The organism is Herminiimonas aquatilis (assembly GCF_042665175.1).
GTDB lineage: Bacteria > Pseudomonadota > Gammaproteobacteria > Burkholderiales > Burkholderiaceae_D > Oxalicibacterium > Oxalicibacterium aquatilis.
Genome location: NZ_JBHTCC010000001.1, coordinates 96285 through 121345, shown reverse-complemented (window position 1 = coordinate 121345; position 25061 = coordinate 96285). Strand labels below are relative to the sequence as shown.

Below are 25061 nucleotides of genomic sequence, written 5' to 3'. Positions count from 1 at the left end.
TTATTGCACGACGAATGAAGTAAACAATACGCTGCTTACCTTGATGGTCGGACCCTGTGGTGTAAATGGTTGTTTGAAAATAGTCAAAATTTCATCTGATAATTTGTTCTTGCCTTCTACGCTCAAGATTTCCGAAGCTTTTTTACTTGATAGTAAAAGCAGCAGGCGACTGCGCACATGTGGCATATATAACTTGATCAAGTCAACCTGAGCCTGGTCTGCGACTTCCAGTGTCAACGTGGTTTGCAAAAACTGTTCACCATTTTCGGCTTGTAGATTGACTGTGAATGCTTCCATCGGCAAAAACACAGGAGGCTTTGCTGCTTCTACCTGTTTTTCGGGTGCATGTGCTGGTGCAGCCGCTTTTTGAGTCATGAAATACCACGCACCAGCGCCGCCGCCCGCCAATAGGATTACCAAGGCAAGCACGATAATCAGCGTCTTTGATTTTTTTGGTTTCGCTTCGTCCGTGCCGGTTGCTTTAGGGGCTGCTTTTGTTGCCATCTGTTTTCCTCAAGTGCGGCATGTTTTTTCTTACATGCCATTATTAAAAAAAAACGGCACACAGGATGCATTGAAAAGAGAGGTGAACATGACGCATATCGTCGTATCCCAGCTATCCAGTCCTGTGGTCGCTTCTTTCAGCGAATACTGTACGCCAGTGGCAAATACAGAATCCCTGTTCAAGATGCTATTAAACCATTATTAGCGCGACAGACGCCCGCATCGTGTGAAAAAACAATAGGATTTTTGAATAGATTAACGACACATCTGCAGATGTAGCGTTAATCTTGAAAGAAGGCTATCGCTCTGCTTGGTATAGAGCGCTGTACTTTGCTACTTCCTGAAAAAGTAGTTTGCAAGACTTAGTCGTCTGACTAGTTTTCTGTGGCTTGCTGGCGCGTACCAGTTTAGGCGAAGGTATCCACAATGCTATTCCCGCCATTCGGGACAGGGACATGGCTGACATGAATCACCGGCTCAACCGAATTGCTGCTTTGACCTGATTGGCGTCCGCCTTGGCGCTGCTCGCCGAAGGCATTTTGCTGTTGTTGCTGCGTACCGGCGCTGACGTTGGACTGACCCAGTTGAATGCCTGCGTCGTTCAGCATCTCACGCAGACGTGGCATGGCGGCTTCCAGTGCATGCCGAACTTCAGGCTGATGTGCAGTGAAGTTTGCCGTAGCCTGATTATTGGATACGTTCAAGGTCACTTGCATGGGGCCCAGGTCTGGCGGGTTCAAGGTTAGTGTCGCTGTTTGTTGTGCGCCTTGTACCATCCATACTACTTTTTGTCCCAAAGCCTGATCCCAGCCCGGGCTACCGACTTGCGGAGCCAGTTTGTTCGATTGCACGGCTGTTGCGTCCGCCAGCTGTTGCAGCGCTGCCGTGTTGACGGATGCGATGGCTTGCGGATTTGCTACGGTTACCGTCTCCATTGATTTTGGAGCAGCGACGACGGCGGCCAGATCTACCGCTGGTTTTACTGCTGCGGCAGTTGCGGCTGGCGCTTTGCCATCACTGCTAGCAGTGGTGGCTTTATCGAGTGCAGCCACGAAATCAGATTTTTTGCCGATCGCGTCTTTCTCGCTGCTGGCCGTTGCTGTCGAGGCGACGCCCAATGTCGTGTCCAGCTTGGCATCAATATCGCTGATCTTGGCACTTGTTGCAGATTCAACAGCAGCATCCGTTACCGGAGTTTGTGCAACCGCAGTATTGGCCTGGGTCAAAGCGGCAACAAAGGCGAGTAACTCGGCGGAAGGGCCGGTGGCGACCTCGACATCCTTGCCATCGGTTACTGTCGCGGTTTTGTCGTCATCAGTGGCTTTGACTGCGTCGCTTGTGCCTGAGGTTTCGTTCGCGTTTGCCGCGCTATTCGCAGATTTGTCGTCTTTCGCTGACGAGTCCTTTTGCGTGTTTTTGCTTACGTCATTGTTCGCATTGCCTGCATTGTTACGGTCGGAAATTTCACGCGAAAGTACCTGATTGAATGCGCCAGCTTCTGACGAAGCAGAGGAATCCTGCTTGCTGTTATTTGCTGCGGGAGTCAATGCGGCAAGGGGACTATTGATCGCTGGAGTATTCATTATTCTGCCGCCTGTTTTGATCGTTTATCTTTTGTACTGAAATAATCGTGCCGCATGTTCGTCTGTCTGCTTTTGGTCGCGCTTGTTTTCTGCCAGTTGCTTGGCTTTCAACGCACGATTTGCCAATGTTCCGTAGGACATGCGCTTGCGTTCGCTGGCTTGCCATGCGGATCGTTCCCGATCTACACGCGCATGCGCATCACGCACTACCAACTGCTGACCGCTGATTGCCTGTTCCAACTTGTCCATGAAAACCTGAAAATTCCGATAGCCCATTGCAGTCAGGCCGGTCGAAAGGCTTTGCTGAAAACGCGCTGAATAATCGTCGCGATATTGCATCAGCAAGGCCAGCTTCTGTTCGGTATCCTCTGCCGCTTTCATACTGGTGCCCAGGCGCTTGGCAGCTTCGTCAGTCTCCTTGGTTGCCAGTTCTATCAGTGTGTCCAGTGCAGAGGAGGTGGCCATTTTGCTTAATTATATTTTTTGGTGGGGGATATCCATCACGAGAATAGCGAGGCAAGTTGCCCCAAGCTCTCGTTTATGTCGCTGCGTTCGGTAATATCTTGTTGCAAAAACAACTCTATTTTTGTGTTCAAGGCGATCGCTTCATCCAGTACCGGGTCTGAACCTGCACTATAAGCGCCTACGCTGATCAAGTCACGATTGCGCTGGTAACGCGATGTCAGCTGCTTCAGCTTGCGGGTCTGTTTTTGGTGTTCCGGCGAAGTGATGTTGTGCATTGCGCGACTGATCGATTGTTCGATATCGATGGCCGGGTAATGTCCCGCTTCTGCCAATGATCTGTTCAACACAATGTGGCCGTCCAGGATCGCGCGTGCCGCATCAGCAATCGGATCTTGTTGATCATCGCCTTCGGTCAGTACGGTATAGAAAGCAGTGATCGAACCGCCACCTTCCTTGCCGTTACCGGCGCGTTCAACCAATGCTGGCAGTTTGGCAAAAACCGATGGTGGATAACCCTTGGTCGCTGGCGGCTCGCCGATTGCCAGTGCAATCTCGCGTTGCGCCATCGCATAGCGGGTCAGCGAGTCCATAATCAGCAACACGTCTTTGCCTTCATCGCGGAAATGTTCGGCAATCGCGGTCGCATAAGCCGCGCCTTGCAAGCGCATCAAGGGCGGGGTGTCGGCCGGCGCTGCGACCACAACAGAGCGCGCCAAACCTTCCGGCCCCAAGATTTGTTCAATGAATTCCTTGACCTCGCGGCCCCGTTCGCCTATCAGGCCGACCACGATCACATCGGCAGTCGTGTAGCGTGCCATCATGCCGAGCAAGACGCTTTTGCCGACGCCGGAGCCGGCAAACAATCCCATGCGCTGACCACGTCCGACGGTCAGCATGCTGTTGATTGCACGTACACCGACATCGAGAATGTCCTTGATCGGTGCGCGCGACAAGGGATTGGCTGCGCGTACATTCAGCGGCGCTGCGTGGGCTGCGTTCAGCGGTCCCAATGTATCGAGCGGACGACCTGCGCCGTCCAGCACACGTCCCAATAATTCCATGCCGACCGGCAGATGGCGACCGCGATCGCTAGGACGACGACGCGGGTGTGATACTGCACCTGGACGCGGTAGTGATTGCACGACTTCGATTGGATACACACGTGTGCCTGGCACGATGCCTTCGACATCGCTTTGCGGCATCAGGAAAAGTTTGTCGTCCTCGAAACCTACAACCTCCGCTTCAATGCGCGCGCCGTTCGAAAGGGGAATCGTACAGGCGCTACCCACCGCCAGTTTCAAACCGACCGCTTCCATCACCAAGCCAGCAACGCGCGTGATGCGGCCGGATACCAGCATCGGTTCTGCGATATCCAGCAAGGTGCCGCAATCGCGCAGATACGCCTGCCAGCGACTGCTGTTGGGAGTCGTTGATTTTGGCGCAACAGGTGGCGGCGTGGAGGACATTAGATGAGCCAGTCGGAATCTTTGCCGAGGGTGGCGGCAATGCGCTGCCAGCGAGTCGGCGTGGTGGCATCGATCTGATTCGTCACGGTTTCTACACGGCAGCCACCGCGATGCATGTGAATATCCTCGACCACGCGCCAACCGGCTGTCTTCAGCTCATCGCCCATGTGGGTAGCCACAATCACCGCGTCTTCAGGGTGCAAATGGAGCAGGGTAGGTTGCTGTAAAGTCGGCAAATAATGGATTGCTTCGCGCACCGTTGGAACGATCAGTTCCGGACGGACATGCAAAGCAGTTTTCAGCATTGCTTTCGCCAGATCCAGCGAAAGATCGAGCATATCGTTTGCGATCAATTCATTGGCTTGTGCCACTTCAGTACCGAAAGCTTCTGCGATTTCCTGCAGGCCGAGTCTTTCTTTCTCGGCCAGTGCACGGCCTTCCGCCAATCCTGCCGCGCGACCTTCTTCTAACCCGGTGGCGTAGCCTTCCGCATGTGCTTGTGCGCGTGCTTCTTCAATCTGCTTGGCCATCGCTGCGATATTGGCCATTTGCGCAGAGGCGGCGGCGTTTGCCGCTGCTTTTTCTTCTGCGATGCCGGCTTCGCCGTTTTTTTGCCCAGTCTTGCCACCGTTTGACTTTTCGTCGCCGAATGAAGTCATTTCCCAGCGTTGATACGCTGATTGTTTTTCTTTTGGGATGACGTCAGACATAAGCATCTTCCGCGTTGCCGCCTATGGTCAGTTGGCCTTCATCTGCCAAACGGCGCACTATAACCAGAATTTCTTTTTGGTTTGCTTCGACTTCCGATAAGCGAACCGGGCCTTTTGATTCGAGATCTTCGCGCATCATTTCGCCTGCACGTTGTGACATGTTTTTGAAGAATTTTTCACGCAGCTCCGGTGTTGCACCTTTGAGAGCAACGATCAGGGTTTCAGACTGCACTTCGCGCAGCAGCAACTGGATGCCGCGATCTTCAATATCCATGATGTTATCGAACACGAACATTTCGTCCATGATCTTTTGCGCCATATCGTTGTCGTAGCCCTTGAGATTGGCCATGACTGAAATTTCATTTTCGCCATTGAAAAAGTTGAGAATCTCAGCTGCCGCGCGTATGCCGCCCATCGGTTTTTTCTTCAGGCTTTCATTGCCTGTCAACAGCTTGGTCAGCACTTCATTCAGCTCACGCAACGCGGCAGGTTGTACGCCGTCCAGGGTGGCGATACGCAATACGCAATCATTGCGCAGACGTTCGGTGAAGTGATTCAATACTTCACTCGCTTGGTCGCGTTCCAGATGAACCAGAATGGTAGCGATAATTTGTGGATGTTCGTTGCGTACCAGATCGGCGACCGATTGCGCGTCCATCCATTTCAAGCTTTCGATGCCGCTGGAATCGCGGGTGCCCAGAATGCGATTGAGCAGGGACGATGCTTTGTCATCGCCCAATGCCTTGGTCAGCACGTCACGAATGTACTCGTCAGAATCGAGGCCGAGAGACGTATTTTTTTCCGTCTCGCTGCGAAATTCGCTGAGCACGGACACCAGCTCTTCGCTTTGTATGGCCTTCATGGTCGACATCGCTGCACCTAGCTTTTGCACTTCCCGCGGGCCCAGAAATTTCATTACTTCGGCAGCTTCATCCGCGCCGAGTGCCAGCATCAGTACAGCGCCTTTATGTATGCCGTTATCACTCATTTCCCACCCACGCTTTGACTATGTTTGCGACGACTTTCGGGTCTTTCCTGGCAAGCTCTTTGGCCGCGTCCAGATTCTGCTGGTAGCTGTTCTGTTGTACGCCCATCGGTCCGACTTCCGTTTGCAGTTCTTGCACCTGATCGATAGGTTGACCGCTTTCATCCGTCAACGCCAGTGGCGGCGGAGGATTCAGCTTGTTGAGCATGGGTTTCAAGACTTTAAGGTACAAGATCAGAAGCACGATGCCGAGCAAGACATATTTTGCGCCTTGGATGCCCATGTCGATCACTTCAGGACGTTCCCAAAGTGGTGGTTTGGGCGCTTCTTCCTTGTCGATGCCCGCGAATGGGCTGTTAACCACATTGAGCGTATCGCCGCGGTCCTTGTTGTAACCCATGGCTTCTTTAACCAGATCGGTGATTTGGGTTTTCTCAATTTGAGTTAAAGGCAGGATGCTGACTTTTCCGTCTTTGTTGACCACACGTTTGTAGTTGACGACGACTGCGACGGATAGACGTTTCAAGCCGCCCATAGGTTGCTGCACGTAGCGTACTGTTTTGTCTACTTCGTAATTGGTAGTGGTGTCACGTTGCGTCGGTGTTGCACTTGCAGCGGCTGCCGTCGTCGCTCCAGCGGCACCCGCCGCTCCAGGCGTACCAGCCGCAGCAGCGGCAGTTCCTGGTGCAGCTGGTGGCGGCGTGGTGTTTAGCGGTGCAGTGGCTGCTGGTGCTGGTTGATTGGTCAACGCACCCGGAACACCGGTTGCGTTGGCGCCACCATTCGATGATTCGCTACTTTGCATGCTGCGCACGGTGGCGCTGTTTGGTACTTGATTTGGTTTGTAGATTTCAGCTGCTTGTTCGCTGGTCGAGAAATCAACATCGGCCGTGGCTTCAGCGCGAACATTATTCAGACCGACCATGGGCGTAATGATCGATTCGATGCGTTTGGCAATACTTTGCTGTAATTCTTGTACGTACTTGAGCTGCGACGGATCCAGCGTGTTATTTCCTGCGGGCTTGTTGTTTTCTGAAAGTAGATTGCCTGCCTGATCGACAATGGTGACATTCTTGGGGGATAGTTCGGGCACGCTGCTGGCGACCAGATGAACGATCGCGCTGACTTGTTGTTGATCCAGGAACCGGCCAGCATGCAGGTTCAATAAAACCGATGCGGTTGGTTTTTGCTGATCGCGTACGAAGACAGATGCCTTAGGCAGTGCCAGATGCACACGCGCTGATTGCACTGCACCGACGGATTGGATGGAGCGAGCGAGTTCGCCTTCCAAAGCGCGCTGGAAGTTCACCTGTTCAAGGAATTGCGAAACCCCGAGTTTTTGGTTTTCCATCAATTCAAAGCCAACGCTGCCGCCTTTAGGCAAACCTTCCGCAGCCAGTTTCAGGCGTATCTCATGAACTTTGTCCGCCGGTACCAGAATCGCACCGCCGCCTTCAGCGAATTTATAAGGGACGTTGGCAGCTTGCAACGAGGTCATGATGGCGCCGCCATCGCGATCCGAGAAGTTGGAAAAGAGCACGCGATACTCCGGCTTCTGGCCCCACAGGACCAAGCCGATCATGATGGATATCACCGCGGCGATGCCGACCATCAATACGAATTTGCGGCCGTTAGGCGACTTCGCCATATTAAGGATGGTGCTTGGACTATTTCCGCCGAGCTCCGTACCTTGCGATAGGCCGCCTTCACCTGCTACGACTACTGCCATGATTTTGCTCCTGCGTGGCGATCGTCAAATTGGACTGAATTATTCATCGATATTCTCGCTCTTCAAACTTTTTTCCGTAGCATGAATTGTCAAGGGTACGAGGAAATTCAATCTTTGGAATAGAGCAATGTTTCTATCCCTTATCAGACCGATTCAATTTGACGTGCGTGATAACTTGGTGAGGTAGCTTGGAATCCCTGTTGGGAGTCCGGACAGATCGGTTAAGACAATTATAGTGCTTGGCCGCAACAGTTGGAGAAAATGATGAAAGTCGGTGGAATTGATTCAACGGCAATAGATGCCATGGTTGCCCAGCTCAAGGCTGCGGCTGCACGCTCGCAGCCTGCGGCAAATCTGATGGGCGCCGCACCGGTCGAGAAATCGGCAACGAAGGTGGATTTTTCCCAAGCGTTGAAAGCGTCGCTGGATAATGTCGCTAGCGCGCAAAATCACGCTGACAAATTGGGGCAGAAGTTCACGATGGGGGATGACAGCGTCAACCTGTCGGATGTGATGATTTCTATGCAAAAAGCGAGTATTTCTTTTCAGGCAACGGTGCAAGTACGTAACAAGCTGGTGTCGGCCTATCAGGAAATGATGAACATGCAGGTATAGCGCGGGCAGTATTGTGTGCTTTTAAGCGATTGATTTGTTGCAGCGCCATTATTATTTGCCAGGTCGCTTTACTTCCAGAAATAGATTTTTGCCGTCTTCCCGCGATTCAACCCAGTCCTGTCGCTTTCGCATTCTGATCTCTTTCGAGCTTCGTAATGTACTTCTGCACTGCGCCCAATGTGCCGTTTGATGGATCGACAAACGCACATCCCACCCGATTGATGACCTTGCCATTGGTCAGAGTGACCTCCAGCAAATTACGAATTTGCAAATCTACCGTAACCGGTCCGCCGGGTAAATCAATCCGACACTTTTCATAGATACGACCTTGGGTCGTATCTATCAATTTTTTCTCATCAACTATCGATATGCCGCCACCGCTGATATTGTGTAATGTCGTCACGACAGGAATGACCTGATCATCATTTTTGACAGGTATCGTGCAATGGACAGGATTGGTGAAAGGGGTAGGAACACGATAGAACTCACGTCGTTGCAGGCGAACCACATTGACAGGCAGCGGGATCATGAAGGCTGGCAAGCCTTCATATACACAACTCTCGGCAGCCGGCGAATTGAACAGAATACGAATATTCTCCAGTACGGTTTCAAAAGATAAGTTTTCGCTGTCGAGCACGCGCTGATTCATGATGGCCGTTGGCGCGCAATCCAAGAGAACGATATCGTTTTTTTCATCAATATTCAGAATTGAAGTAACGATAGTGTCTTGACCATGATTGATTAGCATGCGAACAAGCTGATTACGCTCACCTATGCTGCGCAACAAGGCGATTACTTCCCGACGGGAACGAACCCGAAACGGGTTCAAATCATCATTTTCGTATTCACTAGCGAGAGTCATTATTCTTTTTCAAACAGAGTGCAGGGCATCGATATTAAACTTTTCTAACCGACAATCATACATTGCCGCCACGTTGTTGGGCAGCTTCGACGCGATATAACCATGCTAAAAGTTCGGCGACTGCACGATACAGTGCCGGCGGGATATCGTCATCCAGCTCTACCTGCATCAGTAAAGCGACCAGTTCTTTCGATTCGTGCACTGCCACGCCATGTTCCTTTGCGCGTTCGATAATCTGTTCGGCGATCATGCCGCGCCCCTTGGCAACCACACGTGGCGCTGAGTCACCGGTCTGATAAGCCAGAGCGACGGCACTGGGCGGCGGCTTGAAATTATCCATTGCGCGTTTCGGCTTGCTTGACCAGCAGGGAATCCAGCTTGGAGCCCGCCGAATCCAGCGCATCGGCCAGCAATTTGCCATTACTCCGCAGCGTAGTGGCGATTTCTTCATTGGCGGTGGCGACCTGTACCTGCACATGATCACCCGTCAATCGAATGGTTGCGGATACTGTGCCCAGGCTGGGCAAGGTAAAACGCACAGTGCTGTTCCAGGACTTCTCGGGTTCCGCCTGATCCAGATTTTTCTCTGGCGTGTCATCGGAAATTTCCCACTCCAGCGGCTGTCCGGGAAATAACTCGCCTTGCCACATGATGCGGCGCTGCTCAAGCGTGTCGAGTTGCAGGCTGATTAGTTTGACGCCTTCATTCCCGGATACATCTTGTTTGGCTATAAGCGGCGCGGCGCTATCCGCATCTGCCGGCTTGCTTTGCGTCGTACGTAATAGATCGCTTAAGGCGCGTTCCCCGCCTACCCATTCACGTACATTTGACATCAGTCTGCCAAGATCATTGCCATTCGCGTCGACGGACAAGGATTGCCCGTTGGTGGCTGAATTTGTGAGCGCTGCGTTGCTCTGTTTTGCTGGAGGTTCGAGTAATAGAGCACTTGCCGGCCGCGTACCCGCCGCCCATTGCGCAACGTGCGATTCATAAAACAGTCCACTGAAGGCAACAGCATTTTGCAAGGCGGTGGCAATTTGGGGGGCACTAGCACCGGATGTGGCAACCAGCGGGGTTTTCCCGACAATGGCGGTAGGCATGCCATCTTGTTGGGCCAATTGCAGCATGTTGCCGATCAGACGCCCCGCATTGCTGAGGGACGTGGTGGCACCAGCTTCTGCTTTGCCCAGGATGAAAGTGGGGCGGGGTTGCGTTGCGAGCAAGGTGAGGTCTAGCGTGTCACCCGCTTTGCTACCTGCTGGCAGCTTCATGCTGGCTACAGCATCGTCGACTTTGACGAGAAAGCTGCCGTCGCTCAGCCGCGATAAAACCTGCGCCTGGTATTCCTTGCCCAGCGTGAGTTGAATCAGCCGGTCAACAGATTCCTGTCTGGCACTTCCAATGGCATTTGCCAGCGGGCTAGCCTCAACCAGGACGACGGGCCGGGTTCCCGCAATGTCGACCCGTGGCAGCATTTATTTATCCCGATTGATTGGCACCGTAAGCGCGGTTGAGTTTGCGTTCGGCCCCTGTGCTATTGATCATCATGGATAATTTATTCATCCACGGTTCCGTGATTGTGCGGATTTCTTTATCGTCAGCCAGGATCTTCTTGATGATTTCCACCTTGCGTGCGCGGCTGATACCGGTAAGCGGTACTGGCGGTTCGCCGGTTTTAAGAATGTTAACCTGGTCTGCACAGCGGGATTCCAGCGCTGCCAGTTGTTCCCAATCACCGACACGTGCAGCTGCCAGCATCTGGTCGGTAATCGTGGCGACGTTTTCGTACAGATAAATGACTTCTTGTTCGTTCATCATCGATCAGGCTTTCATTAATCGTGGCGTGTTAGGAGCGAGTGCGTCATAGGAACCAGACATGGTCTGATCTGCCAATGGTGCGGCTTGAGTTGATGTTGCAGATTTTGGTGCGATCTCTTCCCATGCGCCCTGGATGTCATGCAACAGCGCTTGGACTTCCTGAATGAGCTCAGGTTGATTGTTCAGATTTGCCAATAACAACTGGTTATTCATGTATTCGTACAGTGCATCCAGATTCAGCACAATTTGTCCGCCTACCGTTTTATCCAGACTCGCGCGCAAACCATTTTCTATAATAGCGATCGCCTTCGAAAGAGCTTTTCCTCGTTCCGGAATATTACCGGCTTGCATATGTTGCAGTGCGCTGCTGAGTGCAATCTGCGCACCTTCAAACAGCATGACAATTAATTTGTGCGGATTGGCCGCGACGACGCCAGTTTCCATGCCGACTTTGGCATAGGCGTTCGCTCCGCTCTGTACTGATCCAAACATGTGATGTCTCCCGAAACTATTCTATTAACTCGAGCTGCTATTTGCAGAGATCGATGCAAGTTGCTGGGTCAGATAAGTCTGCGTTCTTTGCATACTCGCAATCATTGAATCCAGCGCGGAAAATTGTTTGCGATAACGTTTCTCGATCTCGACCAGCCTTAATTTGAATGCGTCGGCATCGTCGGTAATGCGCTCAATGCTGCTATTCAGACTTTTTGTGCTTCCAGTAATCAAGCCTTCAGCACCAATGAATTGATCGGTTAATTTACTCAGGCGGTCGGCGTAGCCTTGTGAGAAATCGATACGACCGCGACTGCCTAAAGTACCGCCGACGATTTCTATTTTTAGTCCGAGAGCATCAGACCCTCTGCCTGCACTCAGGATCTGGCCCGAACCGGTGCCCACCACGCCGCCGATGGTACCTTCGACGTCGCTGCCAACAGTGCCGGTTGAAACGGTGCCTAACAAGCTTGACGCAGGCGTTCCGGTATCCGAGTTAATGATGACTTTGGAGGCAGAGCCGTAGCGATCGGACTGCAAGTTCAAGAAGCCATTGCTGTCGATAGTCGCTGTGACCTTGGAGCCGGCTGCAGAGATCTCGGATGCGCCATTGATTGCCGATTGAACCAGTGCCGCAAGCTGCGCTGATGTGTAGCTACCTTCTGTTAGCGCAATCTTGGCCGCGACACCATCAATGGTGACGCTTAGTTTCGTATTCGGTGCAATGACGGTCGGGGCTGCATTCAGGTCGACGTCACCAGTGACATTGCCGCGCGTCGCCAGTTTCGTTACGGTGATATCGTAGCTGCCCGCCTTTGTCGCAGAGGTAGAACTGGTGAAATTAATCAAGCTATCGGTAGTCTTGCCGACGGTAGCGAATAGACCGGCGATATCGCCGTAGTTGGTATCCATTGCTTTTTTCAGCTTGACTGCATCCACCGCAAGCGTGCCATCTTTTTGAAACGCGACGCCGATTTGAGGGAGCGACATATTGCTGTTGCTCAAACCTGATAATGCAGAGGACAATGTATTGCGAATCTGGTCCTGGATTGTACGTGCTGTGGAGTCACCCACCAGCAAGCCACCGGTTTTTGTGTCCGCGTTATAGCCGGTCAGGCTTTTCAAGGTCTTGTTAAGGTCGTTATAGGCTTTCACAAAACTGTTGACACTGGCCTCTACCGCTGCGGTGTCTTTTGCGAGGACTATCGATGTAGTGCCGGTTTTGATGACGTTCAGCGTCACGCCTTGAATTGCTTCCTTAACTTCATTGGTCGGGCTATTGACGAAAAAACCGTTGACCGTCAATTGCGTATTTTGCGCGACGCTGGTTTGTTTCAATGTCTGTGTACCAGCCGGGTCGTATTCCAGCAGTCCCTGCAAGGCGGGATCGCCGCTAACGTCGATTTTCATGCTGGACTCCACGCCAGTTTGATTCGACGTGAAAATCAAGTGATCTGGTGTTGCGCTACCGTCAGAAACCAGGGTCGCCGTGATGCCGATATTTGCGGCGTTGACCGCATCGCGTATTCCTTGCAGTGAGTTGTCACCATTCTTGATAACGACTGTGCCGGTTTTCTGCTTCGCATCCTGGGTAAAAGTCGCGCCGGTATAAGCGCCATCCGCGAGGGTGCCACCACTGATGGTGCCGAACTGGAAGGTCAATGTCGTGTCAGCGCCGCTGCCGATTAGCGCGGTCTTGCTGGTTTGACCGGCAGACGAAATGCTGTGTGCCTGCGCCATTTGTGTCACGTTGACTTGATAAGTGCCGGAAGCCGCCTTATTGGTGGCCGTCGCGGTAAAAATCGTTTTGTCTGCGATGGTGGTTTGCAGATTTTCGAAGGTCGAGCTTTTTCCCAATGCTGCCATGGCAGTCTGAAATGTGGCGAGCGCACCCTTAAGATTGCCGTAAGCGGACAGCTTGGCCTGGAAGCTGGCTTCTTTCTTGGCCATCAATGTCAGTGGCTGGCTTTCAGCCGCCATGATATTGGTCAATAATTCGTCGAGGGGTAGACCGGAGCCAACGCCGATAGAGGAAACGGCCATTTGCTTCTCCTGCTAGAGAAAAACCATACTATAAACGGCAACTGAAGATGGCAAGCGAAGGTTAGAAGGAGATTTACCTTCCTGTTTAAAACAAGTTCAGGCTTTTTGCCGAACGAGTAAACCTTGCAACTTGTCCAGCGCCTTGGAGATTTCGATTGCTTCTACGGATGGCATTTGACGAATGATTTCTTGCGTCTGCGTATCCATGACTTTAACGATGGTGCGATTGCTGTCTGCGTCTACCGTAAATTCCAGATTCGACGATAACTTTTGCAATGCCTTGTTGATACTTTGCAACGCTTGTCCGACCTGGTTTTGTGCGGCTGCGGCATCGGGTTGTTGCACGGCATTTGCCGTCATCGCCGCTGCAGGTTTCTCTTTTACTACTGTATTTGGTGTGCCTGTGACAGGTATCGATTGATCGACTCTTGCAGTCGCTTTGGTGGCACTACCTACTTGTCCGATATCCATGATTGACTCCCATTGTGACAATTCCCCGGCTGCTGAATTGCAGTCGGGGAACCGTTCCTTACCGTACAGCTGCTAGCGATTAGCCGCGCAACAGAGCGAGTACGCCGTTTGGCAGGGCATTTGCCTGAGCCAACATTGCGGTACCAGCTTGTTGCAGGATCTGACCACGTGTCAGACTGGCTGTTTCCGAAGCAAAATCAGCATCCAGAATACGGCTACGCGCTGCACTCAAGTTCTCGCTGGTTGTGCTCAGGTTCGAAACAACCGATGTGAAGCGATTTTGCAGCGCACCGAGTGATGCACGTGACGAGCTCAGGTTAGCCAGAGCGGAGTCAATGATCTGCAATGCACTGTTGGCGCCCGACGGGATGCCGTTGGTGACGGTGGTGATATCGATCGAAGCAACGGATGCCAATGTGCTGCTTTGAACTGCTGCCGCTGCACCGGTGAAGATGCCCACGCCAGCCGAACTTGCTGTAAAGGCTTCCGACGAGTTGAGCGTTACTTTTGCACCGACGACTGACGAATCATTTGCACCGCCTGCGCCCAGAGTCACGGCTACACCTGTACCACCATCGGTAGTGGGAGCACCTTTGAAGGTGATACCTGTTTGAGTTGTGTTGTTGGTTACGCCGATATCGTAGCCTTGCGATTGCGTCAACGAGATGGTGCCGTTTGTCAAATCAGCAATTGCCGTGATACCAGTAGTGCCAGCTTGGTCATTGATTGCTTTAGCCAAACTACCAACGTCCGTTGCAGTTGCCAGGGTTGCGCTAACCGTCACTGGGTTTGCAGCGCCAGCAGCAGTTGGTGTGCCTTGCAATGTAAGCGAAACTGTACCTGCTGCGAAAGCGCCAAGTGTTGCTACGGTGGTTGCGGAAGCACTTACGCCAGTTGCACCAGCAGCAGCGTTGATTTGGTCAGCAATGACTTTGCCAGAAGCAGCGGCAGCAACAGTAACTGTGCTGGTTGTGCCATTACCTTGAACTGTCAGTGCACCACCTGCAACAGCATTTGCTGGAACGGTTGCGCCAACTGCGACAGCATTGACCATCGTGCCGCCGCTGGCAGTTGCCAGGCTGTTGTTGCCGATCGCCGACGCTTGAGCGCTGCTGATCGAGAAGTTAATTGTTTGGTTTGCGTTCGCGCCAACCTGGAACTGAGCGTTGCTCAGAGAGCCGTCCAGAATGTTTTGTCCGTTGAACTGGGTTGTGTTTGCGACGCGGTTCAATTCTTGTTGCAGTTGGCTGACTTCTTCTTGCAGAGAAGCGCGGTCTGACGAAGAGTTGGTGCCGTTGGCGGATTGAACAGCCAGGGTACGGATACGTTGCAACAGATCGGTTGCTGTGCCCAAGCCGCCTTCAGCGGTTTGCGCCATCGAGATACCGTCGTTTGCATTTTGAGCTGCACGAGTCAAGCCATTGATCTGGCTGGTCATACGGTCGGAAATTGCCAAGCCTGCTGCATCATCCTTTGCGCTGTTGATGCGCAAACCGGACGACAAACGTTGCAGGGATGTTGCAAGTGAAGACTGGGACATCGTCAGATTGCGTTGTGCATTCAGCGACGAGGTGTTGGTGTTAATGACTGCTGCCATGATGATTCTCCTGTTGTAGTCCGATGGAAGTCTGACTGAAGCACTGTCAACGTCTGCCTTGCGTGATTTCGCATGTACAGCGTCGTTGTAAGTTTTATCGGACGATTCCGGAAAAAGTTTAGTGCTACAGCAAAACTAAATTTTTTCCGGTTTCACCCAAACTGCAGCCAGATAGTTTCTTTCACGGTTGCTTTGTGGAAAATCTTTAAGGAATTTTCTTAAAAAAGAAAACAAATAAAAAGGGTTTTTACCCTTTATTTTTCTTATTTCCTGTCGAGTAGGGTGCTTGCCAAAATGATCACCTTTTGCTTGTTTCCCCTATTATATGCAGTGCAAATAAATGTGAGAAGAAAGGTGGTGTTGCCGACAAAAGAAGGGAAGAAGGTAATTTCCCTCGCCAAAAAGAAGATGGCGAAGGAAAAATATATGTAAACGGGTTTGAATGAATCCGGCTGTCAGGGCTGTTCGTAACGGTTGCGAATGTTTTAAAAAGGCTTAAGTTGCGGCGATGACGCGATTTTTACCTGTTCTTTTCGCTTCATACAACGCGGCATCGGCACGCTTGATCATCGATTGCTGGTCTTCTTGCTCTTTTCGCAAGGCAACGCCAGCGCTGAAAGTCATCAGGAGGCGCGTGTGATTGTGCATGAAAATCTGCTTGGTCAGTTCGCGCTGCAGACGGGTGATGGTCTGCACCGCTTCTTCCAGCGGGGTGTCGGGTAGGACGATCAGGAACTCCTCACCACCGAAGCGGGCGATGATATCCATGGTGCGCAGGGTTTCCTTGATCACGCGGACTAGGTGGATCAGGGCTTCGTCGCCAGCAGTATGGCCGTAATTGTCATTGATTTTTTTGAAATCATCGAGGTCTAGCATGGCGATACAAAGCGGAGAGGCGCGGCGTTCGGCACGAGCCAACTCACGTTCGAAAACATCTTCCAGGCCGCGACGATTGAGGCTGCCTGTCAATTGGTCTTCGCGTACCAGTTCACTCATTTGTTCCAGTTTGGCTTCAAGATTATGGATCCGCGCTTCGGCATCTTCAACATCCTTGCGTGCCGCCAGAATCGCATCGCGTGAGCGCAAGGCTTCAGTTTGGGCGAGGCGCGTCTCTTTCATCACCTCATCGAGGATCTTGCCAAGCTTGCCGACATCTGCTGTGTTACTAAGTTGTTTGGAATAGCCGTCTATTTTCTTGTGATAATTGCCTGTCGTCGTTGCAATTTCACCAAGACGGTCAATGAATGTGACCATCATGTTTTTGACCGTGGTCTTGGCATCGACGAGGCTGTGTTTCAAGGCGCTCTGTTTATAGATCACTTCCTTGAGACTGCGCATCACTTCTTTCAGCGCAATATCGTCGATCGGTCCGGTAATCAGATTTTGTACTGCTTCGATTTGCCCGTGCATCCATGAATCATCATCTAGCAAGCCACCGACATTCTCCAGCAGCAAATTGAACAGGCGTAGCAGCAGCTCATGTTGCTCTGCCATGTCGCCGCTCTTCAATTCGATCTTGAAGCAGAGCTGCTTCAGACGTGTGGATGCTTCTTGCAGCGCTTGTTCTGTTTGAGCGTCTTTGATAGAGCGACCCAATACTTCGGCTTCTTCCGCAAGTGCGGGTACGCTTTGCAACAGGGAGGCGACTGCGAGTGTCAGTGTACGCGTCAGCAAATCGCGCAACATTGCAGGTTGCGGATCGTCGATCAAAGAAGATGTGGCATTTGCAGCAACGCTGCCACGGTTGGCAAGCTGCGTTTGGTAATGCTTGACCAGTTCGGACAGACCTTTGCCGTAATCCGGCCAGTAAGGTGTCGCTGCTGCGACTTGCAACGCTTTGCCGATAGGCGCTACGCCATCCGGCGCCGTGATCAGAGTGCCGGCAAAATTGCCGAGAATAGCTTCTGGTGTTGGCTCTTGTGCATAACCGGCGATTTCATCATAAATCTTGCGGTAGGCATCAGGCGTCGGAGCGATTTTGCGTATGGCAAGTTGGCGAAATGCTTCACGTGCAAGTTCTGCGGGATTTTGTGGTTTTCCTGAATTGTCTGGCATGACTGCGCGGGCGCTTTATTGTTAGATGGTCGGAGATCGGCCTATCGTCGAATAATAGAGCAATGTCGGCAGATTTAATAATTGAATTAGCGCAGAAAATCGTTGTTAGTTTGGTGTTTTGTTATTGCTGGAATAAATAATGCCAATAGTGCAACTTCGCGTCTTATGTTTCGCATTAATCAATCGACCAGATGGTTTTTAATCGCGTAATGCGTCAACTCGGCATTGTGCCGAAGTTTCATTTTCTGCAACAAACGTGAACGATACATACTGATGGTTTTTACTGATAAAACCAGTTCGGCTGCAATGTCGCTGACAGTTTTGCCGGATGCGATCATGGTCAGCGTTTGATATTCACGGTCCGACAAGGTTTCATGCAAAGGTGCTTCATGATTGTCATTGATCTGATTGGCTAATTCCTGCGCGAGCGCTGCACTAATGTATTTACGTCCACTGGCAACCTGCCGAATTGCATTGACCAATTCGGCCGGCGCACTTTGCTTGTTTAAATAGCCGGAGGCACCGGCCTTCAGTGAACGGATCGCATATTGATCTTCCCTGTGCATCGAGAGCATGAGAATAGCGATGCTGGGCGTTTCCTTCTTGACCTGCTTGAGCACTTCGATGCCGCTGCGATCGGGCATGGAGATATCCAGCAGCAGGACATCGCATGCGCCTTCGCGCGACAGCTTGATGGCTTCGTTGCCGTTTTCTGCATGGCCGGCGACGATAATATCCTTGGTGTCGGCCAAAATTTGTTTGAGGCCTTCGCGTACGATCGCGTGATCGTCGGCAATCAGGACTTTTATTACATTCTTGGTTGTCATTATTCTGCTTTATAGAATCTGCATGGTGTCAGATGCCAGCTTGCTGTTCTTTTGGATGTGACAAATTTTGGAATTATACGATTCCAAATGGGCAAATTCGGTCAGGTATTTACCAATACTGTTTGTTTTAACGCTGATTTTGCTCTGTTGCAAGGGGGAACGATACCAGCGGGACGTTTATAGCAACGATTGTGCCACCTCTCGACGCGGTACTCACAGTCAGGCTGCCACCCATCGCGATTGATCTTTCCACCATGCCGCGTATGCCAAATGACTTGGACTTTGTACGATCAGCCATTTTGATACCAACGCCATTATCAATAATCTCCAGTCTCACATATTGATGCGTGTGTACCAAATGAACATCCACTTCGCTGGCTTTTGCATGTTTGGCGATATTGGTGAGGGCCTCTTGAAAAATACGGAAGAGGGCCGTTGCATGATCGAGGTCCAAATCAATTTCGGTATGACTGGACGAAAATTTGCAGGGAATGCCGACTTGCTTCACAAATTCTTTTGCTTGCCAGTCGATGGCCGCGACCAGTCCGAAATCAAGTATTCCCGGCCGTAGATTGCCGGCGATTCTGTGTACTGTTTCTATCGTACGGTCGACCAGCGATTCAACATAGTCCGCTTTTTCAATCAATTCTGGATTGTCGTTTGGCATGCGTCGCGTTAACAGCGCGAGCGCCATCTTGATGGCAGTTAAGTTGCCGCCCAGATCGTCGTGGATTTCGCGTGCGATATGCGTACGTTCTTTTTCCTTGACGGTATTAATGTGTGCTGACAGTTCGGCCAGTTGCGCGCGCGATCGAATGATTTCTTCCTGTTCGAGCTTGCTGGCGGTGATGTTCGTCATGATGCCTTCCCATTGCACCGCATGCCCCTCCAATATGCGCGGAGTGGCGCGAAGATTGATCCATTTAACGTCTTTCCATTTCTCGATCCAGATGCGTCCTTCCCAGTTCCAGTTACTCATCTGACTAGTCGATGTCAGCATCGTGTCGCGATAGGATTGCCTGTCTTCAGCCAAAATCAATCTGACAAACATTGCAGGATCATCGCGTAATTCTTCTGTGCTAACCCCCAGCAAGGCTTCGCACCCATCGCTGAGATAGGGGAATGAAAATTGTCCGTCTTCACATAAGAGAAACTGATAAACCAAGCCTGGCATATTGGATACCATGGCGTTGAGTCGCGATTCGCTGGCGCGCAGTGCTTTATCCGATTTGTCGCGCGAGCTGACATCATTGCCTATGGCGATAATGACGGGGCCGGTATCCGACGCCAGATAAAACAGTTGAAATTCAATCGGATAAGTGGTGCCATCCTTGCGCGTATGCACAGTATTGATAGCTGCCGAAGTCTGATTCCCGTCGCGTAACTCCTCGAAGCATTGTTTATACGCTTCATTCGTACTGTTCTTCGCTATCGCTGTGGGCGCCATGCCAGCCAGTTCGTCGTTGCTGTATTGCAGATTATTGGACGCCGTGGGATTAACATATTCGAAGCGCAGGGTGTCGCAGTTCAATACATAAATTTCGCTGAACGATCCGCGCAGAATGGTCGGCAACCATTCTGCATGCATCTTGTTGATGATATTTGCTTCAGGTTTCATTGTTGAGTATGCAGGTATTAAAGTGGAACAGGCGGTTGGCGATTGGATGAGCAGCTGATTGGCAATGCTGTCGAGTTGTTTGAGTGTAAAAGTTATTGACCGACATTAGCTAAGTTTTTTCGCACAATTGACGCACAGAGTGGCACGGCGCTGGACATTTTTGTGGTTGCTCTCGACTTTGCATGAGAATAAATAGATATCTTGAATAAAGTCTGCGAATAGGGCTTCCAAAATGAATTGCACCCATGCTATAATTTTGTTTTTCGCGGCTGTAGCTCAGCTGGATAGAGTACTTGGCTACGAACCAAGGGGTCGTGGGTTCGATTCCTGCCAGCCGCACCAGAACGAGCAGTAAATCAACGGGTTAGTGCCACAAGCACTAACCCGTTTTTCTTTGTCCAGTGATTTTAGGGTGAAGAGAATTTCTGCTATTCAGTAGTCCTCAAGCAAATGTTTCGTCACTAGTCATTGTTCCAGTTGGCAACAGCAGTAGCCATCCAGAGATTGGCATCCGAAGGAAACACTTTTCTAATTCACTATGCTTGGTTGGCATGAAGATGTGCTCTCATACATCATGCAAAGGCGCACGCCAAAGAATGCTGGCTGCCACCAATTTAAGTAGGCAAGGGAGCAAAGCATAGGCGACGGAAAGTGCATGCGCACCGTCACTGTTTACCGTTCCTGGAATGTAGCCTAGCTGTTCCAGTAAAGGCAGGGATATGCCAGCCGCTAGCGCCAGATTCATTTTAGTCGCCCAATTCCATGCGCCAAAATAAGCGCCTTCACGCTGGCCGCTGTGTCCAGCCCGGCCAATGACAGCGGCCAGCAAGGCCGGCGGCAGCGCGAGGTCGGCGCCGAGCGTCAATCCTGACAGTACACAGATCACCGCAAATGGAAGCGCAGCGCCGCTTGACAAGCCGTAAGCCCAGATAAAAGCAGCGGCCGACAGCAACATCGCGATTAACCAGATGCGCGCTTCACCATGACGTTTCGCAAGCGCGACCCATAAGGGCATAGAGCATGCTGCGGCAATGAAATACAAAACCAGGAACAGGCCGGCATGCTGCGCAAGTTGCAACTGATCCTTGGCAAAAAACAAGAAAAGGGTAGCCGGGATCGATGCTGCAATGCCATTAACGATCAAGACTGTGAACAGCCAGCGAAAACGTCTGTTATGAAATGGTTCGATCATCGCAGACCAGCCTGCATGCAAAGCGATGCAGGTGGGAGGTCGTGGTGCAAGCTTGAGCAGGATGATGGCACTTATCGAGAGGGTGACAACGAAGATGCCGATCAGCCAATCGAAGCCCAGCAATCCAGTCAGTGAAGCCGCCAGCACGACGCCGATTAAGCCGCAAGCCTCCCGCGTTGCAGTAAGGCGCGAGCGTTCTCCCAGCTCTTGCGTTAGCGCCGCGCCCCAACTCTGATGGGCAATGCTCGCCAGACTGAAGCCGGCATAAACCAATAACAGCGTGCACAGGAACCACAGTAATGCTGCATCGTGCAGCAAGGCAGGCGGGTGGAACAAGGCAAGAAAACCGAGCGATAGCAAGGGCAGTGAAATCAATATGAAGCCGCCATAACCTTTGCGGTTCTTGGCGCGGTCTATCCACAAGCCTATCAATGGATCGATAAATGCATCGAACACGCGCGCAGCCAAGAGTGCAGCGCCGATCAGTGTCAGTGACAGGCCGAAGCGTTCAGCATAAAACTGCGGTACGTATACATAGATAGGTAGTGCGACCAGTGCGAGAGGTAGTCCGAACAAGCCATAGGCAAAAAACGACTTTGCAGTCAGTCTGCTCATTGGCGCGGTCCCGCATCGGTCAGCAATGCGGTGCGCAATTCGGATGCAGTAGTTTTCGGGTCTAGCCAGATCGCGAAGAAAGCATGACTAAAAGAGGTGTCCATGATTTCACCAAGAAATTTCCCATTCAGGTAAAAGCGCGTCCCTTGGTTGGGAAGATATACGCCGGTCAGATGCGTGCCTTCATTCACATCAGGAAAAATTCTTTCCATCGCTGCTTGCCAATTTGCGCGCTGTTGGGCAGAGCCCAGATTCAATTTGCGCATTTCATCCTCGCTGGCTTCGGCGATCTTTTTGCCTTGCAAACTACGTGCATAGCGCAAATCCAGAGCGAGTGGGGCAGTGGCCGGCGCGTGTGTCTGATAGCCCTTGTCACCTACCCACAGTTTTGCATCGTAAATTTTTAATCCAAACCATCGAAAACTCCCCTTTCCCGCTACGCGGGCCTGGGCTATTTCCTGCCCTATATGCTCGGGCACAGGTTCCGCTGCCACTGCTGTATGCAGCATTGCCGTCGCCAGCAGCCAGGCAATTGCGTGTTTGACTAGCTTCATATTTTTCTCGCGTATAGGGGGGGGCGACCTCAATATTTCTGAACGAAATCGCACAGTGAACCAGGCTCGCACATTATCCCAAAGATTCAAAGCTGCAACGTTATTGCCTGCACATAACCTTATCTTAATTTTGATTGATGCATATATATAAGTGCGCTATCGCACGGACCTTATTTGAAATGGCGACTATTTTAAGATTCGACAAAAATATTTTTGTTCAATGCTCTAAAAATGAGGTGTTCCATGAAAACGACGCAAAAATTTGCATTCTCCTTGTTGGCTACTGTTGTGTTGCTGAGCGCAGCAGGTTGCGAAGGCATGTCCAGACAAGATAAAAGCACAGTGATCGGCGCAGGAGCCGGAGCGATTGGTGGGTCTGTTCTCACAGGAGGCAGCACTCTCGGCACAGTGGGTGGCGCCGCTGTCGGTGGTGTTATCGGAAATGAAGTCGGCAAAAATAAATAATTGGTAATTTCTTAAAAAAGATTACCGATTTATAAATACAAAGCGCTTGCAACTGATGCATGGTCGACTTTATGTAAGACTGTGCGTGATAATAACTCGCTGATGGATAATCAGGACTTGTCGATATACTTGTTCATTCATACAACGACGGTGCCAGTTGCATCCGCTTTGTTTTTTAGTGTTATTTATATGCAAAAGTTAGGCACGCTTCCTTGCTAGGTTTGCGGGCGAGTTGAACAATAAGCAAAAATCATGATGATATGCGGCGATGGAATATCAGTTAGCCGCAAAATCAATATCTGATAACGCGGTTTTACAAATCGATCTATAATTCCTGCATCCCAGTAATTATTCAGGCTGCTCTCTGCTCACGTAATTCACTTCTGCGCAGGGTTGTCCTCATTACCTCTGATGAAATCGCGTCTTCTCGTTAATATTTGGCTTGCCTTTGCTCTGCTGTTTGCGCAGCAGTTGGCGTTCGCCGAGACGTTAACGAATATCAAGCGCGCGCAGGTCGATTATCAGTGCCTCTATGATGACGGTGCCTGTTTCGATGGTGGTGCGGTTTCGCATCTGGTCTTCGATGATTTCGATAATGGGCTGACCACTTCCTTTCCCCTGCTGGAATTGCCCAACCTTGCGATTGAGCCACCACAAGCTTCGATCAAGCAATTCTTCTCCAAAGCATCCACGCATTACTCCTCTCGCGCTCCACCTCTCCTGTAGCAGGTATTTGGTGAGCAATGGGTGCGCATAGACGCACGCATTTATTAGCCTCGCAGGTCAACGTCATTACAAAATACCGTACACAACGAATCACTATTCGTTGGATGGTCTTGACCGCGTCTGGTTATGCCGCACCCTTACCTGCAGTCACAAATCACATTCGAAACAGATCGGCATGTCCACGACGTGGCCTTGATCGTTTCCACGTTTATGACTTCTTGAGAGGTAGTTAATGAGTAACAATCAAACAAGCGCATCGAATACTCCGAGCGCAACAGGTTACAAAAATCGCTGGGTGCAACTTATTATCGGTATTTTCTGTATGGGTCTGGTCGCCAACCTGCAATATGGTTGGACACTGTTCGTAACGCCAATGGACAATGCTCACCACTGGGGCAAAGCTGCGATTCAACTCGCATTCTCGATCTTCATCGTGACTGAAACATGGTTGGTACCTATCGAAGGTTACCTGGTCGATAAATTCGGTCCGCGCCCTGTCGTTGCTGGCGGTGCAATTTGCGCTGGTCTCGGTTGGGTTTTGAATAGCTATGCAACATCCTTGCCTATGCTGTACACAGCGGCTGTTATCTCAGGTATCGGCGCAGGTTGCGTCTACGGTACTTGCGTTGGTAATGCGTTGAAATGGTTCCCGGATCGCCGTGGTCTGGCTGCGGGCTTGACCGCTGCTGGCTTCGGCGCTGGTGCTGCGATCACCGTGATTCCTATCGCGAACATGATTAAGGCTTCTGGTTACGAACACACATTCTTCACGTTCGGCATTATTCAGGGCGTTTTGATTTTCATCGCGGCATTGCTGCTGGTGAAACCAGTTGCACCTAAAGGAGCTGTTGGTGCGCGCACTGTGGCAACCAAAGTAGACTACACAACCAAGCAAATGCTGAAAACGCCAGTGTTCTGGATTCTCTACGCAATGTTTGTTCTGGTGTCTTCTGGTGGTTTGATGGCCGTGGCTCAGCTTGGTCCAATCGCCACTGACTACGGCTTTGCAGCATTGCCTATGACATTGTTCGGAGCCACATTGCCGTTGTTGACGATGACGCTGTCGATCGATAACGTCGCTAACGGCTTGACTCGTCCACTGTGCGGTTTCATCTCCGATAAGATCGGTCGTGAAAACACCATGTTCATCGTATTTATTGGCGAAGGCTTGGCACTGTTGGGCCTGATGCAGTTCGGCCATAACCCCGTTGCATTCATGTTCTTCGCAGCAATGGTCTTCCTGTGCTGGGGCGAAATCTTCTCGATCTTCCCTGCAATCTGCGGAGATACGTTCGGTAGTAAATTCGCTGCTGGTAACGCCGGTACGTTGTACACAGCGAAAGGTACGTCCGCATTGCTGGTTCCACTGGGATCGGCTTTGGCGGTTGGCGGTAACTGGAATCGTGTGTTCATCGTCGCAGCAGTTGTTACGATCATTGCGGGCGTGTCTGCCAAGTTCATTTTGCAACCGATGCGCCTGCGCATGATTGCTAAAGGAGCTGCTACCGTTGCCGCAACTGAAGAAAGTGGCCAACGCGTTGCTGCGTAATGGTTTAAGTTTTGTACCTGATACGTCAGGGATCTAATATCTGCGGAGTGAATTAGTCCATATGAATGGACTAATCGAAAGGGTTGATGCGACAAGCATCAACCCTTTTTCTGTATGCGA

Annotated in this window: 24 protein-coding genes and 1 tRNA gene; 5 read left to right on the top strand and 20 right to left on the bottom strand. The window is 51.2% G+C overall.

The genetic code is table 11. The features are described 5' to 3' along the window. The 7 genes from fliL to fliF form a co-directional block, all read right to left on the bottom strand. Positions 1-504: a flagellar basal body-associated protein FliL gene (fliL, locus tag ACFQO0_RS00590; RefSeq protein WP_382232041.1), complete on the bottom strand. Its 504-nt coding sequence runs from the start codon at positions 502-504 to the stop codon at positions 1-3. Positions 505-911: 407 nt separating this feature from the next. Next, positions 912-2087, bottom strand: a complete 1176-nt coding sequence (locus ACFQO0_RS00585) for a flagellar hook-length control protein FliK (RefSeq protein WP_382232039.1) — start codon at positions 2085-2087, stop codon at positions 912-914. Between the two features lie 24 nt (positions 2088-2111). Continuing rightward, positions 2112-2552 carry a flagellar export protein FliJ gene (fliJ, locus tag ACFQO0_RS00580; protein WP_382232037.1) on the bottom strand — a complete coding sequence of 147 codons (441 nt, stop codon included), beginning with the start codon at positions 2550-2552 and terminating at the stop codon, positions 2112-2114. A 35-nt stretch (positions 2553-2587) separates the two neighbouring features. Continuing rightward, the gene (gene fliI / locus ACFQO0_RS00575) at positions 2588-4018 is read right to left on the bottom strand and encodes a flagellar protein export ATPase FliI (RefSeq protein ID WP_382232035.1); all 1431 of its coding nucleotides are present in this window, start codon (positions 4016-4018) and stop codon (positions 2588-2590) included. Continuing rightward, complete coding sequence (fliH, locus tag ACFQO0_RS00570; protein ID WP_382232033.1) at positions 4018-4728, bottom strand: flagellar assembly protein FliH; 711 nt, start codon at positions 4726-4728, stop codon at positions 4018-4020. Before fliH ends, fliI begins: the two co-directional genes overlap by 1 nt. Continuing rightward, the gene (fliG, locus tag ACFQO0_RS00565; RefSeq protein WP_382232031.1) at positions 4721-5716 is read right to left on the bottom strand and encodes a flagellar motor switch protein FliG; all 996 of its coding nucleotides are present in this window, start codon (positions 5714-5716) and stop codon (positions 4721-4723) included. Before fliG ends, fliH begins: the two co-directional genes overlap by 8 nt. Next, positions 5709-7325, bottom strand: a complete 1617-nt coding sequence (gene fliF / locus ACFQO0_RS00560; protein ID WP_417456454.1) for a flagellar basal-body MS-ring/collar protein FliF — start codon at positions 7323-7325, stop codon at positions 5709-5711. The genes fliG and fliF overlap by 8 nt, the downstream gene beginning before the upstream one ends. A gap of 381 nt (positions 7326-7706) precedes the next feature. Here fliF and fliE point away from each other — a divergent pair, with 381 nt between their 5' ends. Beyond that, positions 7707-8057: a flagellar hook-basal body complex protein FliE gene (gene fliE, locus ACFQO0_RS00555; protein WP_382233961.1), complete on the top strand. Its 351-nt coding sequence runs from the start codon at positions 7707-7709 to the stop codon at positions 8055-8057. A 106-nt stretch (positions 8058-8163) separates the two neighbouring features. On the opposite strand, the gene ACFQO0_RS00550 is transcribed toward fliE, so the two are convergent. From ACFQO0_RS00550 to ACFQO0_RS00500, 11 genes are all read right to left on the bottom strand, one after another. Beyond that, on the bottom strand, positions 8164-8919 hold the full coding sequence (locus ACFQO0_RS00550) for a flagellar brake protein (protein WP_382232027.1): 756 nt from the start codon (positions 8917-8919) through the stop codon (positions 8164-8166). 55 nt (positions 8920-8974) lie between these two features. Further along, on the bottom strand, positions 8975-9259 hold the full coding sequence (locus tag ACFQO0_RS00545) for an EscU/YscU/HrcU family type III secretion system export apparatus switch protein (protein WP_382232026.1): 285 nt from the start codon (positions 9257-9259) through the stop codon (positions 8975-8977). Continuing rightward, positions 9252-10394: a flagellar hook-length control protein FliK gene (fliK, locus tag ACFQO0_RS00540; protein ID WP_382232024.1), complete on the bottom strand. Its 1143-nt coding sequence runs from the start codon at positions 10392-10394 to the stop codon at positions 9252-9254. Before fliK ends, ACFQO0_RS00545 begins: the two co-directional genes overlap by 8 nt. A gap of 4 nt (positions 10395-10398) precedes the next feature. Further along, a complete protein-coding gene (locus ACFQO0_RS00535; RefSeq protein WP_382232022.1) occupies positions 10399-10737 on the bottom strand; it encodes a flagellar protein FliT in 339 nt (112 codons plus the stop codon). A gap of 3 nt (positions 10738-10740) precedes the next feature. Further along, positions 10741-11229 (bottom strand): flagellar export chaperone FliS, encoded by a 489-nt coding sequence (gene fliS, locus ACFQO0_RS00530; protein ID WP_382232020.1) that lies wholly within the window; start codon positions 11227-11229, stop codon positions 10741-10743. 24 nt (positions 11230-11253) lie between these two features. Continuing rightward, entirely contained in the window at positions 11254-13272 is a 2019-nt protein-coding gene (gene fliD, locus ACFQO0_RS00525; RefSeq protein ID WP_382232018.1) for a flagellar filament capping protein FliD, read from the bottom strand. A 96-nt stretch (positions 13273-13368) separates the two neighbouring features. Then, positions 13369-13743, bottom strand: coding sequence for a flagellar protein FlaG (locus ACFQO0_RS00520; RefSeq protein ID WP_382232016.1), 375 nt, complete (start codon positions 13741-13743; stop codon positions 13369-13371). Positions 13744-13822: 79 nt separating this feature from the next. After that, positions 13823-15340 carry a flagellin N-terminal helical domain-containing protein gene (locus ACFQO0_RS00515; RefSeq protein ID WP_382232014.1) on the bottom strand — a complete coding sequence of 506 codons (1518 nt, stop codon included), beginning with the start codon at positions 15338-15340 and terminating at the stop codon, positions 13823-13825. A 495-nt stretch (positions 15341-15835) separates the two neighbouring features. Then, positions 15836-17395: a GGDEF domain-containing protein gene (locus ACFQO0_RS00510; protein ID WP_382232012.1), complete on the bottom strand. Its 1560-nt coding sequence runs from the start codon at positions 17393-17395 to the stop codon at positions 15836-15838. A 179-nt stretch (positions 17396-17574) separates the two neighbouring features. Beyond that, a complete protein-coding gene (locus ACFQO0_RS00505) occupies positions 17575-18222 on the bottom strand; it encodes a response regulator (RefSeq protein WP_382232010.1) in 648 nt (215 codons plus the stop codon). A 127-nt stretch (positions 18223-18349) separates the two neighbouring features. Next, positions 18350-19840 carry a PAS domain-containing sensor histidine kinase gene (locus ACFQO0_RS00500; RefSeq protein WP_382232008.1) on the bottom strand — a complete coding sequence of 497 codons (1491 nt, stop codon included), beginning with the start codon at positions 19838-19840 and terminating at the stop codon, positions 18350-18352. 265 nt (positions 19841-20105) lie between these two features. On the opposite strand from ACFQO0_RS00500, the gene ACFQO0_RS00495 reads away from it, so the two are divergent. After that, positions 20106-20182, top strand: a tRNA-Arg gene (locus ACFQO0_RS00495). Between the two features lie 223 nt (positions 20183-20405). Here the strand turns inward: ACFQO0_RS00495 and ACFQO0_RS00490 are convergent. Further along, the gene (locus tag ACFQO0_RS00490; RefSeq protein WP_382232006.1) at positions 20406-21647 is read right to left on the bottom strand and encodes an MFS transporter; all 1242 of its coding nucleotides are present in this window, start codon (positions 21645-21647) and stop codon (positions 20406-20408) included. Beyond that, complete coding sequence (locus ACFQO0_RS00485; protein ID WP_382232004.1) at positions 21644-22201, bottom strand: chalcone isomerase family protein; 558 nt, start codon at positions 22199-22201, stop codon at positions 21644-21646. Before ACFQO0_RS00485 ends, ACFQO0_RS00490 begins: the two co-directional genes overlap by 4 nt. 243 nt (positions 22202-22444) lie before the next feature. Here ACFQO0_RS00485 and ACFQO0_RS00480 point away from each other — a divergent pair, with 243 nt between their 5' ends. The 3 genes from ACFQO0_RS00480 to oxlT all read left to right on the top strand — a co-directional run bounded on the left by ACFQO0_RS00480 (position 22445) and on the right by oxlT (position 24941). Continuing rightward, complete coding sequence (locus tag ACFQO0_RS00480; protein WP_382232002.1) at positions 22445-22666, top strand: glycine zipper 2TM domain-containing protein; 222 nt, start codon at positions 22445-22447, stop codon at positions 22664-22666. A 411-nt stretch (positions 22667-23077) separates the two neighbouring features. Continuing rightward, positions 23078-23392: a hypothetical protein gene (locus ACFQO0_RS00475; protein ID WP_382232000.1), complete on the top strand. Its 315-nt coding sequence runs from the start codon at positions 23078-23080 to the stop codon at positions 23390-23392. Positions 23393-23624: 232 nt separating this feature from the next. After that, the gene (gene oxlT / locus ACFQO0_RS00470; RefSeq protein ID WP_382231998.1) at positions 23625-24941 is read left to right on the top strand and encodes an oxalate/formate MFS antiporter; all 1317 of its coding nucleotides are present in this window, start codon (positions 23625-23627) and stop codon (positions 24939-24941) included. Positions 24942-25061: the final 120 nt, after the last annotated feature.